Consider the following 17,503-nt stretch of genomic DNA (forward strand, 5'->3'; position numbering starts at 1 on the left):
ATCGACGCGATAAGCGCGGCTACGGAGGGGCGGGATGGTCACTGGCAGATGCGCCGGAGCGGGGATCGGGCTCGCGCTTCTGGCCGCCGCATGCACTGCCACCTCGACCACGGGACCGCAGCCGGCGACGCTTGCGGCCGACAGCGATTGCAGGCGCGTTGCCGCGGTGGCGTCCAAGGCGAAAGCCATCCCCGTCGGGCCTGATGGACGTCCGCTGCTTGAGGTCGTGACCGTGCCGTCGCAGCAGCGCAAGGCCGAGGCACCCTGTGTCCTTGCGATCGGCGCCGATGCGACGGCCATGACGACAAAGGTGGTCGTTGCCAGTCACCGGACGATCGAATCGAGCTATGTCGACCCCGATGGCCGGCGGATCAATCCCGATTATCAGGCCGTGCAGGACGCGCTGGCGGAGCGTGAGCGTCAGGCCGATATCGACGCAGCCGGCAGCGAGGACGCGTTGACGCAAGCCGTCGGCACGATCTGGGATGGTGCCGCCTATTTTTTCCGGCCAAGCGATTCGCAGCTGCGGCAGCAGTTGCGCTCGACCCCACATTATCTGGACGAGGGCGAGCCCGTCCCCTACACGCTCTCGCTCGAGGGTGTGGACGGCAGCAAGTCGGCCAAGGTCGATCTGGCCCTTCTCGACACACGCACGGGGCAAGCCATCCTGCGCGCCATGCCGTTTACCGAAACGCGGCATTTCGAGATCGCCGACAACCTGGCGCCGACCGATCTTGGACGCCACGATGGCGAGCCTGGCTTCCTTGACCGTGCCGAGATCGATCGCTGGCTGGAGGCGCCACCCCTCCCGCCTCTCGATGCGGCTCTTCGCCCGTTCGCCACAGCTTTGGCGGAAGAAACACGCCTGCAAGGTGGCCTCCCGGCCGTGATTGCCCGCTTTGAGGGGACCGCATCACCGGAGCGGGCCGACAGCACCGTCGTCGTCGCTCCCGCGACCATGCCGCAGGGCCTCGTCGCGGTCGACGGCATGGCGAGCGAGGGGCAGGGCTTCTACGTCACCGAGGACAAGATCGTCACGGCGAGCTCTCTCATCGGCGATACGTCGCTCGTCAAGGTGACGGATCAACGGGGAGCCAGTACCTATGGCGTGGTCGACCGTCGCGACGACAGCTCGGGGCTGGCCATGATCTACGTTCAAATGCCGGGACGACCGCTGGCCCTGAGCGAGACCCCTCGGGGAGCACCCGCCTATTTGCAGCGCGCGGAGGCGGTGAATGGCCGTCCGCTTCTTTCGGGCGAGGGCATCGTGACCGGTATGGTCACCAACGCCAAGACGCGCCAGACGGTCGACGCCCCGGCGTTGCGCGCCTTCCTGCACCGGGCTGGCGGCCTCGATGGACCGGCGGCGTCAATCGTAGCCTCACCGACGCCATAGCCGCCAGGCCAGCAGCAGCCAACCCAGGATGAAGGCTGTACCACCGATGGGGGTGATCACCCCCAGAATCGGCGGTGCGCCCAGGGCCAGGCCGAACAGGCTGGGACTGAAGAGCAGCACGCCCAGGGTAAAGAGCAGTCCTATCGTCTCCGCGCCCAGCGAGAGCGCGAAGAGAGCCGCCAGCGCGTGCCAGAGCCCATAGGCTGCGCCTGTGCCAAGAAGATGCTGGGCTCGGGCATCGCCGCTCATCGCATGAGCGGCAAACGCGCCGCCACCGACCGAGAGTGCCGCCAACAATGCCGCCAGTACGGCCGTAAGGCGGCCCTGAAGAGAGAGGTGGTCCAACCCGGGTTGCTCCATATGGCATTCTGTGGCTTTTGGCCTTCAAGGCGACAAGACGCCCTGAAAGCAGCCTTGGCAGGGGACGATGCCCGTTCAAGACGGCCGCTCACTCATAGCTGGAATTGACGAAGTGGGCAGGGGGCCGCTGGCAGGTCCCGTCGTTGCCGCAGCCGTGATCCTGCGGACGCCTATTCCGGGCATCGACGACAGCAAGAAGCTGCCGGCCCAGCGACGGCAGCTACTGGCCCGCCAGATTCTCGAGAGTGCTTATGTCGGTATCGGCGCCGCCTCGGCCGTCGAGATCGACCGGATCAACATCCTTCAGGCAACCTATCTGGCGATGCGCCGGGCGGTCGCCCGCCTGCCGGTCGCCCCGACCTTGCTGCTGATCGACGGCAATCGCGGCCCGACTTTCGCCTGCGAGAGCCGCTGCATCGTCGGCGGGGACGCGCTGGAGATGTCGATCGGTGCCGCCTCGATCGTCGCCAAGGTCTGTCGTGACCGTCTGATGGCTCGGCTGGCCGGCCGCTATGTCGGTTACGGCTTCGAGCGCAATGTTGGCTACGGCACCAGGGAGCATCTGGAGGGCCTGGGCAGCCTCGGGCCCTGCGTGCACCATCGCCAGAGCTTCGCGCCCGTGCGCGCGGCCGCCTCGGCCCTCAGGCCGCTCCGGGCAATTTTGCCTCTTGCAGAAGTCGCTTGAGCTCAAAGACGAGATCCAGGGCCTGACGCGGCGTCAGGTCGTCCGGCTCGACGGCAGAGAGCCGCGCCGCCAGGATCTCAGCCTGCGGCTCGACCAGTTGGCTCTCCGTCATCACCGATTGCCCTGCCTGAACCGGCAGGGTCGCGGGTGACGATTCCCCGGCTTCGAGGGCAAAGAGTGGTAGGTCATCGACAAGACTGGCGGGTCCGGCGCGTGCCTCGCCTTCCTCCAGTCGTTTGAGCACTTGCTCCGCCCGACGGACGACGAGGGGTGGCAGTCCGCTTAGCTTGGCGACATGGATGCCATAGGAGCGATCGGCGGTGCCGCGAGTAACCTCGTGCAGAAAGACGACCTCGCCCTTCCATTCCTTGACCCGCATGGTCCAGGCGGCCAGCGATTTCAGCCGGGCCGAGAGAGCCGTCAATTCGTGGTAATGCGTGGCGAAGAGGCCCCGCGAGCGATTGACGTCGTGCAGATGCTCGAGCACCGCCCAGGCGAGCGACAGGCCGTCATAGGTGGCCGTGCCGCGGCCGATCTCATCCAGGATGACGAAGCTGCGCGGCCCGGCGGCGTTCAGGATCGTCGCCGTCTCGACCATCTCCACCATGAAGGTCGAGCGGCCACGCGCCAGATCGTCGGCGGCTCCGACACGGGAGAAGAGCCGATCGACGAGGCCGATGACGGCCCGTTCGGCGGGAACGAACGAGCCCATCTGCGCCAGGACGACGATGAGCGCGTTCTGGCGCAGGAATGTGCTCTTGCCCGCCATGTTGGGCCCGGTCATCAGCCAAAGGCGGCTCTCCTCGTCGAGGCAGCAATCATTGGCAACGAAGCTGGCGCGCTCGCGTGCCAGGGCCCACTCGACCACGGGATGCCGGCCGCCTTCGACCTTGAAGACGGGCTCCTCCACGAGGTGCGGCCGGGTCCAGCGCAGCGCTCTTGCCACGTCGGCCAGGGCACAAGCGACGTCGAGCTCGGCTAGGAGCCTGGCCGTGGCTGCGATCGCCTCGGCTGCCATCATGACAGCGGCCGCGAGCCGCTCGAAGAGCGCAAGCTCAAGCTCGATCGCCCGCTCGCCAGCCTTGGCCACCTTGTGCTCGAGCTCGCTCAGCTCCGCCGTGCTGAAGCGGACGGCGTTGGCCATGCCCTGGCGCTGGACGAAATCTTGCGGAATACGGGAGCGGTGATTGGCGCCGACCTCGATGAAATAACCCAGCATCGAATTGTGGCGGATCTTGAGGGTCGCGATGCCGGTCGATTCGCGATAACGCTGCTCGAGCGCGGCGACCAGGCGCCGCGAATGATCGCGAAGGCTCCGGGTCTCGTCGAGCTCGGGGAGCGCACCCTCGCGGACGAAACCGCCGTCCCGGGCGATGAAAGGGGGCTCGTCGATCAGGCTTTGATTCAACAGGTCGGCCAGCGATCCCGTGTCGGGCAGGGCCGCCAGAAGCACCGCGATCGCGTCCTCTCCAGCCTCGCTGGCTTGCAGCTCGGCTGCGACCTTAAGGCCGGCCGCGATGGCCTTAAGGTCGCGCGGACCGGCGCGCTTCAGGCTCACGCGCGAGAGTGCCCGCTGTAGATCGGGGCAGCTCTTGAGGATGCCGCGCAGCCTTTCGTTGCGGTGGCTGTCATCCACCAGCGCGGCTATCTGGTCCTGACGCTCCCGGATGGCCGGGATGTCGACCAGGGGGGCCGCCAGCCGCTCGGCCAGGAGCCGCGCGCCCGCATTCGTCATCGTTCGGTCGATGCAGGTCAAAAGGCTGCCCGATCGCTCGCCGGAGAGCGAGCGGTCGAGCTCCAGGTTACGCCTCGTTGCCGGATCCAGCTTCAAGACCTTCTCGGGATCGATGCGGCTCGGCCTGCCCAGGCGGGGCAAAGCGCCCTTCTGGGTGATCTCGACATAGTCGAGAAGGGCGCCGGCCGCGGCGATCTCGGCGCGCGTGAAGTCACCCAGAGCCTCGAGCGCAACGATGTCGAAGAATTGCTGCAGCCGGCGGAGCGCGTCGTCGCTCTCAAAGGCGCCATCCCGGGCCGGGCTCAGCAGATGGCCGTGGTCGGCAAGGGCCGCCATCAAGTCGGCTTCTTGCAGATGCCGGCTGGCAAGGACGATCTCCCCCGGTGCTATGCGGCTAAGGAGTGCTGGGAGTGAGCGGAGGTCGACGGCCTCCGTCAGGAATTCGCCGGTCGAGATGTCGATCCAGGCCACCGCCCAACGCCCACCGCTACGGGCCAATGCCGCCAGGTAATTATGGCGGCGTGCCTCCAGGAGATTGTCTTCGGTCAGCGTGCCTGGTGTGACGATTCGCACCACCTCGCGGCGAACGAGCGAGCGGCCGCCGCGCCTCCGGGCCAGAGCCGGGTCTTCCATCTGCTCGCAGACGGCGACCTTGAACCCCTTCCTGATCAGCTTGTGGAGATAGGGTTCGGCGTTGTGGGCCGGTACGCCGCACATCGGGATCTCGGCACCCTGGTGACGACCTCGCTTGGTGAGCGCGATGTCGAGAGCCGGGGCTGCCGCCACCGCATCCTCGAAGAAAAGCTCGTAGAAATCGCCCATGCGAAAGAACAGGAGGGTGCCCGGATGGGCTGCCTTGAGCTCCAGGAACTGTGCCACCATCGGGCTGGAGGCCTCATCGATGCGGACGGCGCTCTCCGCGGTTGCCTCCTTGTCCATCACTCCCTAGCTTTCCATCCATGAGCAACTTGGACCGATCCGCCGGCGACGGCACTCCTCGCCCGAGGCGCTGGACGCGCGAGGCGATGACGGCCGCCCGCCTGACACGAGACCTCAGATACAAAAGCTGGCTCGAGTGTGCCAGGGCGATCGACCGCTTTATCATGGGTGAGGCCAAGGCGCGGCTCGATCTTGAGACGATCCGCCTCATCAAGGACCGCCGGCCGCGCGATGCCGCCCATGCGGCGATTATCGATCGCTGGGTGGATGACTGCCTGACCATCCTTCGCTCCGTGCTGGCTCGGCTGGAGAGCGAGGCCGAAGGGCCGCTTGCGGGTATCCTTTCGCTGTCGCCCGTCGAGAACGAGGAGCGGGCGCAGATCAAGGAAAGGCTCGGCGCACTCAGCCACGACGACCTCCTCGAGGCATTGGCGGCACAGCGCGGTCACGCGCTTCTCGTGCTGGCCCTGGTCGACAGCGACAACGCGGCTTCGCTCATCGCTCGCGAGATGCTCTTGGCCTGAGGCCGTGCCGCCTGACTGCGGCGTTCAGCCTGACCGCGTGGCGTCGTTCGCCCAACTGGGCAATTCTGTTCGAGCATCCCTCGTTGACCTGCGGATCTTAGCCGCCAGGCTCGCGCGGCAGCACGCGCACATTGGCGCTGGCGCTCGCGCCCGTCGCATCGACGACCGTGATCGTTGAGAAGCCCGGCTCGCGCGGAGCCCACCATGTCTGGGTGGCGAAGGTATCGCTGGTGAGTGACCGTCCGTCCACCAGCCAGCGATAGGGTCGCGTTCCACCCTCGGCTCGCAACGCCACTCCGGCCATTTTCGGATCACCGCCGTTCAGATCCAAGAGGAGGGCACTGCCCGCGATGGGAAAGGCGATCGTGGGTGGTTTCGTGCCCGGCATGCGCAGGCCCCGTGTGTCGAGTCGGACCAGCGTGGCCGGGGCATCGCCCGCGAAAGGGGAGTTCTGCGGCAGGACTGGCAGTGCCACGGGCGGCAGCAGTCCAAAGACATGCTGCATGATAGCGGCCGCTTTGATGCCCACGCAATTGCATGATCCCCCGTCAGCGCGGCCCATCCAGACACCCACGACATAGCGACCATCGAAGCCGATCGCCCACCCATCGCGGAAGCGATAGGACGTGCCGGTCTTGAAGCCGAGCCTCGCCTGCCGAGGAGCTAGGCCTGTGGGCGGCGCGACCCCGGCCAGGATGTCGGCCACGGCAGCAGCCGCATCGGGGCTTACCAGCGTCTCTTCTGATTGCGGCGGTGGCGTTCCGGTCTCCACCAGCGGTCGGACGATGCCGCCATTGGCGAGGCCGGCATAGGCGGTGACCAAATCGGTCAGCGTCGTGCCGACGCCGCCCAGGGCGATCGGTAGAGCGGGCGTGACGTTCGGATTTTGAAAAGTGAGCGGCAGCCCAACTTCCTTCATCCGCGTGGCGAACGCCACGGGCCCCAGCCTGTCGAGCAAGGCAACCGCCGGTAGGTTCAATGAGAACTGCAAGGCTTCGCGCAGAGTGACGTCGCCATTGAAACTGCCGTCGAAATTATGAGGCGCATAATCGAAATAGCGCGTTGCTGCGTCGCGCGCGATGGTTGCCGGATGGGCGAGGCGGGCGTCGAATGCCATCGCGTAGATCAAGGGCTTGAGCGTCGAGCCCGGCGAACGGATCGCCCGCGTCATATCGATCATGCCCGAGCGGCGCTGATCCATGTAGGCGGCGCTGCCCGCTTGCGCCAGAATCGTGCCGCTCCGATGGTCGGCGATGATGGCGGCGAGGTTGACCGGTGCGGGCACGTCGTGAAGGCCCTGGCGCAGCATGCGCTCAAGCCCCGTCTGGAGCGCGCCGTCAATTGTCGTATGGACAGTGGTGCCCGAAGGGTTGGCGGCAGCAAGCCGCTCGCTCAGGTGCGGTGCCAGCATCGGCATCGTCAGTCGACGCACAGGTATAGGCGTGGCCCTAGCCGCACTCGCATCAGCCGGACTCAAGACGCCGGCTTCCTCCGCACGCGCCAGAACGCGGTCCCGGATCGCCTGCGTAGGGGCATTCTCCCGATCAGGTCGCAGCTTGCTCGGGGCTTGCGGCAGGGCCACGAGAAGGGCGGCTTCGGCCGCCGAGAGGCTGGCTGGCTCATGGCCAAGCCAAGCCATGGCGCCCGCGCGAACGCCTTCGAGATTGCCGCCCATTGGGGCCAGGGTGAGATAGAAGGAAAGAATCGCGTTCTTGTCGTAATGCCATTCGAGTTGGAGGGCCCGGGCGATCTCGATCAGCTTGGCCGTCAGGGTCCTTGGCCGGGGCTCGAGAAGCCTCGCTACCTGCATGGTCAGCGTCGAGCCGCCTGAGACGACGTGACGATGCCAGGCTACCTGCAGGCAGGCGCGCAAAAGAGCCAGCGGGTCGACGCCAGGGTGGCTGTAGAAGTGACGATCCTCGATCGCCAGGAGAAGGTCGATATAATGCGGCGAGACGTCCTCGACTCGCGTGGTGAAGCGCCACACTCCGTCGTCGGTCCGGAACGGACGCAATAGGTGGCCATTCCGGTCAACGACGATCGTGGACACATCCTGGAGGCGACGCAGATCGGGCGGGTAGACCCGATCAAGCACGGCCAGGAGCAGAACAACACTCAGGAGGAGCAGGCCGAGACCCGCTCCGGTCTGAGCAAGGCGCCGCCTCAAGGAACGGGCGCCGGCGCCACCTCGATCTTGCGGGCGGCACTGCGGGCATGGATTTCAGGCGCGTTCATGTCCTCGACCTGCACGCCTGGGAGGGTGAACGTGCCAGGCGTCACCACACGGACGAGATAGGCCAGTTTGAACTGATTGTTGCCGTCGTTCAGGCTGACCGCCGCTACGTAGCGGTCATCACGGGTACCGGTGAAGTCGGGCGTCGTCAGATCCTGGATCCAGTTCGTTGTGCTTCCGTCGTCGCTGGTTGGGAGATTCGTTGTCTCCGGCTCGAACCCAGCCGGCAACATGTCGACGACCAGCGCCTTGCGGTCGACATCACTATCTCTCTGGCTGCCGGTGATCACGACGACGAGTTGCTGGTTTTGCACGACTTTTGAGGGATCCACGGCCGTGCCATTCGGTAGATAATAGTCGCGCTGGATCGTGAAACCGTTGCTCTCTTCGGTTCCCGGCCCCGCAGGGATTCCAGTCAATGAGAGCGTGGCGAAGATCGGCTTATCTCCATTATTGCGCAGGGTGGTGGCCTTGCTGCTCCCTGCGTCCCTGTCGACCATGATCGACTGGATGCCCTTGTGCTCGGTTCCGTCAAGGGTGACATCGAGCGAACCGGGTGAGCGCATCACGGCTGCCGCGCGCAGCAGCCAACCCTCCTCTTGGGTGCTGAGCCAGTTCTGGCGGGCAAGACCGCGTGCCGTCTCGTCGGCCAGCGAGGCCAGGCGGTTAGGCGTGAGCAAGCCAGCCTGCGTGCCAATGGCCAATTCCATGGCACGGTCGCGAAGTTCGCTGCCATAGTTGGCAAGATAGATATTCGTGGGAATCGTGGGCGCTGCCAGCACGCGCTCGGCCAGCTGATTGTCACCAAGTTGGCGCAAGGCAGCGGCTGTCAGGATCTGTGCCGAGCGGGTCGGCATCTTGTCGATGGCATTCAAGGCAAAGTAGCGCAGGCGCGACAGATCGAGCTTGCCCGTGGGAGCCAGGACAAAGGCCGCATAGCTACCGGCCGATAGGTCCCTGGGCGTGGTGTCGAGCGTGGCGAAACGACCGCTCAGCCAGTTGACCGTCCGATCGAGCAGCCCCTGGGGCACGGGCGTGCCCTTGGCCATGGCGGTCTCGAAGAAATCGAGCACGTAGGCCGTGAGCCAGACATTAGCACCCTCGTAGGCCGACCAGTAACCAAAGCCGCCACCACCGTTCTCGAGCGACATCAGTCGGACGATCGCCCCGCCAATATCCTGTGCCTGGACTCCGTCGATCTGCAGTACGTCCGCATAGAGTTCGGGGAATGCGCGGCTGACCGTTTGCTCGGCACAGCCATAAGCATAGCGACGGAGCGAGGCCAGCATGCCCTGCACGTCGAAGGCCGGCATCAACGACACATTCAAGCGTGCCTCGGTCGTTCCCGGCAGCATGTTGGCCGAGAGCGCTGCATTGACCTCAAAGCTCTGCTTGGGCTGGATGCTCCAGATCTGACGGGTTGTCACATAAGGATTGGGACTGCGCACCGCGATAGCGAACTGCCGCTCGAAGCGGCTGCCATCGGCCCCGGTCGCTACGAGCTTGATATGCCCCACGCCGGTGGATTGATCGACGACCAGCATGCGGTCGACAAAGCGGCGCCGGTCACGCTTGACGTCTTTGAAATTAACGTCGTTGCGCTCAAAATGGACAGGGCCGTCGGTCTCGAGCTTGACGGTATAGTCCTGCTCGGGTGCTTCCAGCACCGTGATCGACGCGCGCAGGCGAGCTTTGTCGCCAGGCGCCAGGAAACGGGGCAGCGAGAGTTCAGCCAGCACGGGTGGCCGGACTTCCGTCTTCGCATCGCCGCTGCCAAACTGATCGGCCGTCCAGGCAACCGCCATGACGCGAAGCCGCCCGCTGAAATCAGGGACGTCAAGGTTCACATGGGCGTGGCCCGACTGGTCGACCTTGATTGGGCCGGTGAACAGGGCCACCGTCTTCACGGTCTTCACATCGAGGCTACCAATCTGCTTGAGCGCGCGCGCATCACCGCCGGAGACGACGTTGCCAGGCTGGCCGGCCGGGTCGATCAGTCGGCCGTAGACATCTCGAAGGGTGAGGTTCAGCGCCCGACGGCCCAGATAGAAGGCAGCAGGATCAGGGGTCGCGAAGTCGGTCATTTGGAGGACGGCATCGTCGACAGCAGCCACGGTTGCGTAAGCCTCGGCCCCGGCTTTGATGCCGTTGACGGTCATGTCGACTTCGAGAGTGTGGTTCGGCTGGACCTTCTCCGGTGCCTGGACGGCCACGTCGAGCTTGCGCGCCGCAGCGGCGCCCGGCACCCAGACGGTCCCCAGGGCACGAACGGGTAGACGAGGCAGAACAGCGCCGGTCTTGCCGAAGGCGATGGCGGTAATATACGTACCCGCCGCTGGAATATCCGTCTTGGGCAGTTCCACGGTTCGACCGTTCTTGCCGATGTCGAACTCGACGGCGTTTTCCTTACCACTGTCGCCTACCAGGACCAGGACGTGCGCATCGAAGCTCGGTTGGATGTGAAGCCTGAGCGTGTCGGCTGGTGCGTTGGAATCGAGTGCCACTGGCATGGTCTCGGGCTTATTGCTCGCCGAGGCATCCGACCACCAGCCCGAATAGAAATAGGTGCTGGACGCTGTCTTGCCGCTGGCGTCGTAAACGTCTAGCCGCCAGCGACCGGTCGTTACATGAAGATTGACCTTGCCTCGGCCCTGCGCGTCGATAGCCACTTCACCATTATTGACGCGCTCTTCATAAACGTTGGTCTCGTAACGCCAGTGACCGTTTTCTCGATACCAATTATAGATAAAATTCTCGCGTACTACATCGTAGCGCAGCGTCGAATCTGGGATTGGCTTACCGTCGGCATCGACCAGCGCCACCTCGAAGCCAGCCTCGGCATTCTCCGGCAGGTCGGCTCCAAATCCACTACGGATCCCGATGAACCGGTCAGCAGTATGCATAGGCACGGTAACCTGGGCGTGGGCCGCGCGACCGTCGACGTCAAAGACGTCGACGTCCGCCTTGGCCTCCAAAGGCTGCGTCGAGTCGGCCAGGGTCGGTATCGTCAGGGCTAGCGACGCCTTGCCTGTGGCATCGGTCGAGAAACTGGCGGGTTCCGCCTTTTGCGGCATGAAGTGCTGCTGCGCCAAGCCGAACGAGAAGTCCTTAAGATTGGGGAATGGTTGGTCGGCAGCCTGGACGGTGAGCGTCGCCTGACCGCCGAGATTGGCTGCCGGTGCCCCATAAAAATAATTGGCGTCGACGGTCACCTCGACGGGCTCGCTAAGGTCGGGCTTCGCCGCAGGTCCAGCGGCCTTCACCTCGATGCGGGGTGGGACGAAGTCCTCGACGACGAAGCTGACTGTCCCGACCGATTTCTCGCCGCCGGCATCCGCCTCGATCCGCCAGGTGCCGGTGTAGGCGTTTTCCGGAACGGGAATGGTCAACGAACCGCCGCCAGCAGACTTGAGGTCCAGTGTCAGCGTCTGCGATTCGACACCATCCGGACGGATGAGCCGCAGCTTGAGAGGCAGGCCATCCGTGGGCATAGCCCTGTCGGTGCGCAGTAACGCCTGCAACTGGACGGGTTCGCCCGGACGATAGATACCGCGATCGGTCCAAAGGAAGGCATCGAGCGGCCCCGGAGCCGTGCGTCCCCCGATGTCCAACTCGCTCAGATCCATGGCGGGACCTTCGAGCGAAACATAGGTGAAGTCGCCTCGGGCCATCGTCGCATTGAGTAGCTTGGGCGCATTGCCGCCCTTGCCGCGCAGCAGCGCCACTGGCACCCAAGCCAAGCCGTGAGCGTCGGTCTTAAACGACCCCAGGATCTCGTTGTTTTGCGCGACGATGTTCAATTGAACATCGGCCATGGCCTCAGCCGATTGCAGCGAACGGGCAGCCACTAGTAGGCCGTCGCTGCTCTGGGCGGTAAAGAGGCCGATGTCGGACACGCTGAACCATTGGGTGGCCAACTCGTCCCAGTCGTCCGGCGAGGCGCCCGCCGGTTGTGCCGTCATGACATAGAGGCCGGGCTTCAGGTTGGGCACCAGCCGATCGATCGGCAGGCCCGTGACCACGTCTTCGTTCACCTTGTTGGCGATATCGACATGGCCGGAGAAGAGACGCTCGCCTTGGGAATCTGCCAATATGTCCTTCTCATCGGAGGACAAGGCCTCGCCGAACCAGTATTGGTTCATCTGGTCGGCGAGCGCGCGCTCGCCAATGCGATAGAGCTCGATGTCGGCGCGGCCAACGTTGACGCTGCGCATCGGCAAGATCACGCCTTTGCTGTAAGGCAGGATGTCTTGGTTCGTGCCGAAGGCCACAAGCGGCGCTCGGTCCGGCAGCTTGACGTCGAAGGCAACGTTGCGCTGCAGCTTCTCGCCGTCAGCATCCGTTAGGCCGGATTTGATGCCTATCTTGTAGCTGGCGCCATGCTCGAGGCCGGTTATGCAGATGTCCTTGCCACGCACGGAGAGACCATGATCGCGGTTCGGATCGACGGTGACGAACGGCCGATAGGCATCGCCATTGCCGCGGGTCAGCGCTGCGTCGAAAGTGAGGCAGAGGGCCGGCAGCGCCTGATCGGCTTGAAGATTGTGATCAACGTAATCGAAGGCAAACGCTTGCAAGGGCAAAATCAGCGCTATCCCGGCGAGGGTCAGCAATCTCGATAGCCGCATCGTTCACCTCCTGGTTGGGCTCAGGACGTATCGATAACGTGTCGTTAGGCAACAAATCCAGCGATAGCCGTAAGGTTCTTTTTAAAACGGTACCATAAAGACACGGGTGATGATCATTCATCCGCTCCGCATCAAATCGCCGCCGACTTTTTATCAACCCAACTTCGCAGCCATCTGCTGGCCACGGGGGGCTTCTATAACTCCGCTAATCTTAAACCACTGGGTTTAAAACGGGTTCGGCGAGTCACTTGGAAGATTGGTGCCGCAGCCCAGACTCGAACTGGGGACCTGCTGATTACGAATCAGCTGCTCTACCGACTGAGCTACTACGGCGACGCGGGCTCTTATAGCGGGCTGACGCCGCTGCGCAAGGATGTGGCGGGGCAAAAATCAGGCGGCGGGACGCGCTCCAGCCTCGCTTTCGGTCGTTGTCCGGCTCGCTTCTATCAGTCGGTGCGGCTGGTCCGGGCCCAAGAGGGTCGAGAGCCTTGGGGGCGTGCTCCAAACGAGCCGATCAAAGGCATTGTTACCGTCAAAGGGCCGCCACGTATCGAACGACTCGCCCGAGGCCTCGCTGACCCAGGCGAGATCGGGCACCGCGTCCGCGACTCTGTGCTCCCAGCGCTGTCCTTCCTCCGGGTGCCCGGCCATGCGCTCAAGATCCGCCATCAGGCGGCAGGTCTTCTGTGTTGGGCCCTGCTCGACGGCCTGCTCGAGATGGCTACGTGCCCTTTCCAGGTCCTTAGCCGCGAGCGCCAGTTCGCCTATGATTAGATGGGTTTCGAGATGGGACGGATGGCGCCGACGCAGCCGGTCGAAACGCTTCAATCGCTCAGTGGCCGTCTCGCTCGGCGCCAGTGCGGTATAGACCTCGGCCAACTCGGGATGCGGCCTGATCTGCCAGGCTCGCTCGATCTGCCGCCTTGCCTCGGGAATTCGGTCGAGCGCGATCGCCGCGCGGGCCGCTATCACCGACGGAGGGGCAAAATTCGGCAGCGTCTTGAACCCTTTGCGGCCTTCAGCCAGAGCTTGGCGCGCATTGCCGGCGGCGAGTGTGTCCTGGGCGATTAGGGTCGAGAGGGCCGCTCTGTGACGTCTCGCCAATGCTGAATCGACGGCACCCAGCCGCTCCAGCGGTCCCACGAGGTTCGTAGCTTCGCCCCAAAGTCGCTGGCGGATGAGAAGGTCGAAGAGGGTGCTCACCGTCCACTGGGCATCGGGGTTTTTGCGATAGGCGCGCCGCGCCAGCTCGAGAGCCTCCGGATCGGACGATTTGACGGCCTGCGCCAATAGTCCGCGCAGGCCAAGGATACTGGCTTCCGGCACGTCCAACATGCGGCGGAACTGCAGTCGGGCACGCTCCTCGTCACCGTCCAACTGGGCTGATTGGGCGCCAAGGAGGAGAACGGCGGGCTCTGCACCGATCAACTGCTCCGCTTTCTTGACATGCGCTCGCGCGACGTTGCGATCGCCGGCCGCTGCAGCGATCAGGCCTTGCGACAGGGTCTGATAGCCCTCGATCGTGCGCGCGCGCCGGCGCGACTTTGCCAGCCGCGCGGGCAAGCGCACGATACCCCAGAGGATTTCGACCAGGAGCGTAATGAGAGCGGCCGTGGCCAGGATACCGATGAGCGCCACCCCGACCGAGGTCTCGACCTGCATGCCCTGCCATTGCAGCAGGACATGACCGGGGTTGTTGGCGAACCAGACGGCGACCAGGGCAGCCAGGATCGCGATGATCAGAAAGACGACGAGCCGGATCATGCCTAATTCCTAAACAGCGTGGTCTGGCTCATCGCATCGAGCCGATGATCGCATCGACGCGCTGGCGCGCGCTGGCGATTGCTTGTTCCGCCTGGAGGCGATTATCCGCCGCCGCGACCCAGGCGGCCGCGCCAGCTAATTGATCACGGGCCAGTGGCGCCACGGCATCACGCGCCGCGGCGAGATCGCCGTCGGCAAGGCGGATGCGTGCCTGATCGAGCGCCTGACGAATAGCATCACGCCGCGTATCGATGCCCCTGACGTCAACGAGCTTGCTGACATTGGCGGTGATGCCACCAAGCCAGCCCGTGGCGGCGGCGGGTGCCTCGCCCACCGTCGGTGGCTCGATGGCATCAAGTTGCTGGCGCAGCGAGGCAATCGAGACAATGCCCTTGCCATCTGCAGAGTTCAACGCGTCGGCAGCCTGGGCCAATCCGGCATCGTCGTTCGCCAGCGCCTTCAATCGCGCCGCCGGATCGGCCACCGAGCCGCCCTCCCGCAGGGCCCTCGCAGCATCCTCAACAGCAAGCTGTAGAGCACTTCCGCGCTGCACGACGTTCTGGACCGCCGTCAGCCGTTCATCGAAGCTGCTGAGCTGACCGCTCATCCCCTGCACGCTTTGCTGGAGCGCTGTCATGTTCTCTTCGAGCGCACTCACATCCTTGCGCAGCGGCCCTACATCCGGCTGACTGGTCGGCAGCTTTGCCACTTGGGCATCAAGCCCGTCCAGTCTGTTGTCGAGGGTTGCGACATTGCCGCTCAGGTCCGGGGGCAAGTTGCGCAAACGCGTATCCAAGGACGCCAGAGTCTCCTCCATCCCCTGCACGCGCATCTGCAACTGCGCCAAGCGGGGATCATTCCGCTCCAGGGCGAAATGGGCAATCGCGAAGAAGAGGCCGCCGCCGATGAGGCCCGCCACCAGGCCAAGGAGAATGGCGTCACGGCGGATATGCCAAGGCGGTTCATTGCCACCTTTATTCGGAGACGTCGGGCCTGCCTCCGGTTCCGATGTGCTGCCGGAGGGCTCGTCGGGACCAAGTGCAGAGGATTCATAAGGGGGAGGCGGGTTTGTGTCCGGCTTTGGTGCGATTGCCGTAGTCTCGTTCAGCATCGCAGCAGGCCGCTCTTTGAGCGGCGGCCGTGGCAAGTCAGGCTCGAGCGAAGCATCGGCTGGACGCTCAGGCGACCCGCTCGGATCGGGCAGTTGGAGAGACGAGGGGGGAGTTTTATCGTCGCCTTGATACGAGTCGCTACCAGAGGAAGGCAGCTGCGGCCCTTCGGTAATGCCCGTCTCGAAGGGCTCCTGCTCGCGAGCGTTGGCGTCGGCCTCTGTCTTGGCGGACGTTCCGGCAGACGCGACCCTGGTCGGGTTCGTCTGTCCTTTTCTAGCCCCGGCTCGGGCCATGCCGATCCTCCTCGCAGATTTTAGACGAGCCCTGTCCCTATGCCGGCCGCCCCGATCCGCGGAGGGCAGGGGTGGTTGCGCGCGTTGAACCCGGCAAAGGGGTCGAGGTCGGCTACCATGTCCTCCCCCGGCCCTCAAGGCGCGTTCTGGTCTAGCGCAAACACTTCAACATGGCATCCTGGCTGGGCAGGTCGGCAACGCGAACGGCTTGCCATGCCAGATCGCAGACGCAAGCGGCCACAGCCTCGCTCATACAAACGGCGGTGACGCACTCTGCCCGGTCGAGTAAATCTGCGGCGGCCAGGAGGTTCCGAAAGATCGTGGCTGCGCGTGGGGAGAATAGCATGACGGCGACGAATTCGTCGCGTCGCAGCGCGTCTAGGACACGTTGACTCAGGGTCCGCGCCTCCTGGGCGCGGTAGACAGTCAAGCGGCGATACCCAAGCCCAGCCGCCACCAGCGCCTCCTCAAGGCCGTCACGCACCTGCTCGCCGGCTAGGTGCAACAAGGCGCCTGGCCGACCATTGAAGTAGGAAGTGATCCGTCCGGCCAGCGCGCGGCCGTCCTTCTGCCCGACAGTGACGTGGCGCGCCCCCAGGGACCGGGCGGCGGCGGCTGTAGCCTCGCCCACGGCGAAAAGAGGCATCTGCCGCATCCGATCGTCGAGGGCGGTCGCGGCATTGGCGCTCGTGAGAACGATGCCGGCGATATCCCGCAGGTCCGGCTCAGCATGGTCCAGCCGTTCGATCGACAAAAGCGGATAAATGAGTGAGCGATATCCCTTGCGCTTGAGCGCCCTGGCTGTCGCGAGCGATTGTCGACGCGGCCGCGTCAGCAGGACAAGTTGCCGGGCGCTCAAGGCTCGAACCAGGAGGGATCGGCCTGCAGACGCAATGTGGTGCCCAATTCGAAGCCCATCCGCCTCGCATCGGCGATCCTAGCCGTCGCTCGTTCCGTGACGAGGTGGCTGCCATCGGGCGAGGCGACGAGCCCGGCTAGCCGGACTTCGTCGCCGTGGAGTTCGGCAAGGCCGGCGATGGGTGTGCGGCAGGAGCCGTCCAGGGCCAGCAGCATGGCGCGCTCGACCTCGACACAAAGACGTGTGGGCGCATGGTCGACATGGGTAAGCAGCTTGTGAATGATCGAATCATCGGCACGGCATTCCACACCGATCGCACCTTGCGATACGGCCGGCAGCATCGCCTCGATTGAGAGAGGCGTTCCCACATGCCCCAGGCCCAGGCGCCTCAGACCCGCAAACGCCAGCAGCGTGGCATCAACCAAGCCCTCCTCGAGCTTGCGTAACCTGGTCTGGACATTGCCACGCAGGAGTTCGACTCGCAGGTCGGGTCGCTTTGCCAGGAGTTGCGCGCGCCGTCGCATTGAGGCCGTGCCCACGCCAGCGCCTGCCGGCAGGGCCTCGATGCAGGTAGCACCGATCAAAACGTCGCGTGGGTCCTCCCGCTCGAGATAGGCGCCGATCGTCAATCCGCCGGGCAGGGTGGTCGGAACATCCTTCATCGAATGAACGGCAATATCGATCGAGCCATTCAGCAGGCCCTGCTCGATGGCCTCGGTAAAGAGGCCCTTGCCGCCGATCTCGGCCAGGGCGCGGTCGGTGACACGGTCGCCTTCCGTGCGGATGATGGTGATCTCGACTTGTGCCTCTGGCTGCGCCGCAAGGAGGGCGGCACGAACCGCCTCCGCCTGGACCAGGGCCAGAGGCGACCCGCGCGTGCCCAGGCGAAATGGCATAGCTCTGGTCATCAGCCGGTCGTGCCGGTATGTCGGGGGCGCAAAAGCTTCCTTCGCAACCAATTGTCGATCACCATCC

Annotated in this window: 11 protein-coding genes and 1 tRNA gene; 3 read left to right on the plus strand and 9 right to left on the minus strand. The window is 64.7% G+C overall.

Annotated features, from left to right (window positions below; all coding sequences use genetic code 11):
- The first annotated feature begins 34 nt into the window (after window positions 1-34).
- Window positions 35-1,396, plus strand: a complete 1,362-nt coding sequence (locus tag CFB17_RS01535; protein WP_088559625.1) for a hypothetical protein — start codon at window positions 35-37, stop codon at window positions 1,394-1,396.
- On the opposite strand, the gene CFB17_RS01540 is transcribed toward CFB17_RS01535, so the two are convergent.
- On the minus strand, window positions 1,382-1,741 hold the full coding sequence (locus CFB17_RS01540; RefSeq protein WP_243389661.1) for a DUF423 domain-containing protein: 360 nt from the start codon (window positions 1,739-1,741) through the stop codon (window positions 1,382-1,384). The two genes, CFB17_RS01535 and CFB17_RS01540, sit on opposite strands and share 15 nt — an antisense overlap.
- A gap of 82 nt (window positions 1,742-1,823) precedes the next feature.
- On the opposite strand from CFB17_RS01540, the gene CFB17_RS01545 reads away from it, so the two are divergent.
- Window positions 1,824-2,441 carry a ribonuclease HII gene (locus tag CFB17_RS01545; RefSeq protein WP_088559627.1) on the plus strand — a complete coding sequence of 206 codons (618 nt, stop codon included), beginning with the start codon at window positions 1,824-1,826 and terminating at the stop codon, window positions 2,439-2,441.
- Here the strand turns inward: CFB17_RS01545 and mutS are convergent.
- Window positions 2,398-5,115, minus strand: a complete 2,718-nt coding sequence (mutS, locus tag CFB17_RS01550; RefSeq protein ID WP_243389662.1) for a DNA mismatch repair protein MutS — start codon at window positions 5,113-5,115, stop codon at window positions 2,398-2,400. The two genes, CFB17_RS01545 and mutS, sit on opposite strands and share 44 nt — an antisense overlap.
- Before the next feature lie 20 nt (window positions 5,116-5,135).
- On the opposite strand from mutS, the gene CFB17_RS01555 reads away from it, so the two are divergent.
- Window positions 5,136-5,639, plus strand: a complete 504-nt coding sequence (locus CFB17_RS01555) for a hypothetical protein (protein WP_088559628.1) — start codon at window positions 5,136-5,138, stop codon at window positions 5,637-5,639.
- A gap of 97 nt (window positions 5,640-5,736) precedes the next feature.
- Here the strand turns inward: CFB17_RS01555 and pbpC are convergent, their stop codons facing one another.
- The 7 genes from pbpC to hemC form a co-directional block, all read right to left on the minus strand.
- Complete coding sequence (pbpC, locus tag CFB17_RS01560; protein ID WP_088559629.1) at window positions 5,737-7,806, minus strand: penicillin-binding protein 1C; 2,070 nt, start codon at window positions 7,804-7,806, stop codon at window positions 5,737-5,739.
- Window positions 7,803-12,500 carry an alpha-2-macroglobulin family protein gene (locus CFB17_RS01565; protein ID WP_088559630.1) on the minus strand — a complete coding sequence of 1,566 codons (4,698 nt, stop codon included), beginning with the start codon at window positions 12,498-12,500 and terminating at the stop codon, window positions 7,803-7,805. Before CFB17_RS01565 ends, pbpC begins: the two co-directional genes overlap by 4 nt.
- Before the next feature lie 257 nt (window positions 12,501-12,757).
- A tRNA-Thr gene (locus CFB17_RS01570) sits at window positions 12,758-12,833 on the minus strand.
- A 57-nt stretch (window positions 12,834-12,890) separates the two neighbouring features.
- Complete coding sequence (locus CFB17_RS01575) at window positions 12,891-14,264, minus strand: heme biosynthesis protein HemY (RefSeq protein WP_088559631.1); 1,374 nt, start codon at window positions 14,262-14,264, stop codon at window positions 12,891-12,893.
- Window positions 14,265-14,292: 28 nt separating this feature from the next.
- Window positions 14,293-15,375, minus strand: coding sequence for a hypothetical protein (locus CFB17_RS01580; protein ID WP_088559632.1), 1,083 nt, complete (start codon window positions 15,373-15,375; stop codon window positions 14,293-14,295).
- A 445-nt stretch (window positions 15,376-15,820) separates the two neighbouring features.
- Complete coding sequence (locus tag CFB17_RS01585) at window positions 15,821-16,528, minus strand: uroporphyrinogen-III synthase (protein ID WP_165769367.1); 708 nt, start codon at window positions 16,526-16,528, stop codon at window positions 15,821-15,823.
- Complete coding sequence (gene hemC / locus CFB17_RS01590; RefSeq protein ID WP_088559634.1) at window positions 16,525-17,436, minus strand: hydroxymethylbilane synthase; 912 nt, start codon at window positions 17,434-17,436, stop codon at window positions 16,525-16,527. Before hemC ends, CFB17_RS01585 begins: the two co-directional genes overlap by 4 nt.
- Window positions 17,437-17,503: the final 67 nt, after the last annotated feature.

It is taken from the genome of Arboricoccus pini, assembly GCF_900187945.1.
GTDB classification, from domain to species: Bacteria; Pseudomonadota; Alphaproteobacteria; order Geminicoccales; family Geminicoccaceae; genus Arboricoccus; species Arboricoccus pini.

Coding starts and splice junctions, on each gene's coding strand:
- CFB17_RS01575 (WP_088559631.1), bottom strand. CDS start 14,264: ATGATCCGGCTCGTCGTCTTTCTGATCATCGCGATCCTGGCTGCCCTG.
- CFB17_RS01535 (WP_088559625.1), top strand. CDS start 35: ATGGTCACTGGCAGATGCGCCGGAGCGGGGATCGGGCTCGCGCTTCTG.
- CFB17_RS01555 (WP_088559628.1), top strand. CDS start 5,136: ATGAGCAACTTGGACCGATCCGCCGGCGACGGCACTCCTCGCCCGAGG.
- CFB17_RS01565 (WP_088559630.1), bottom strand. CDS start 12,500: ATGCGGCTATCGAGATTGCTGACCCTCGCCGGGATAGCGCTGATTTTG.
- CFB17_RS01580 (WP_088559632.1), bottom strand. CDS start 15,375: ATGCTGAACGAGACTACGGCAATCGCACCAAAGCCGGACACAAACCCG.
- hemC (WP_088559634.1), bottom strand. CDS start 17,436: ATGACCAGAGCTATGCCATTTCGCCTGGGCACGCGCGGGTCGCCTCTG.
- CFB17_RS01545 (WP_088559627.1), top strand. CDS start 1,824: ATGCCCGTTCAAGACGGCCGCTCACTCATAGCTGGAATTGACGAAGTG.
- mutS (WP_243389662.1), bottom strand. CDS start 5,115: ATGGACAAGGAGGCAACCGCGGAGAGCGCCGTCCGCATCGATGAGGCC.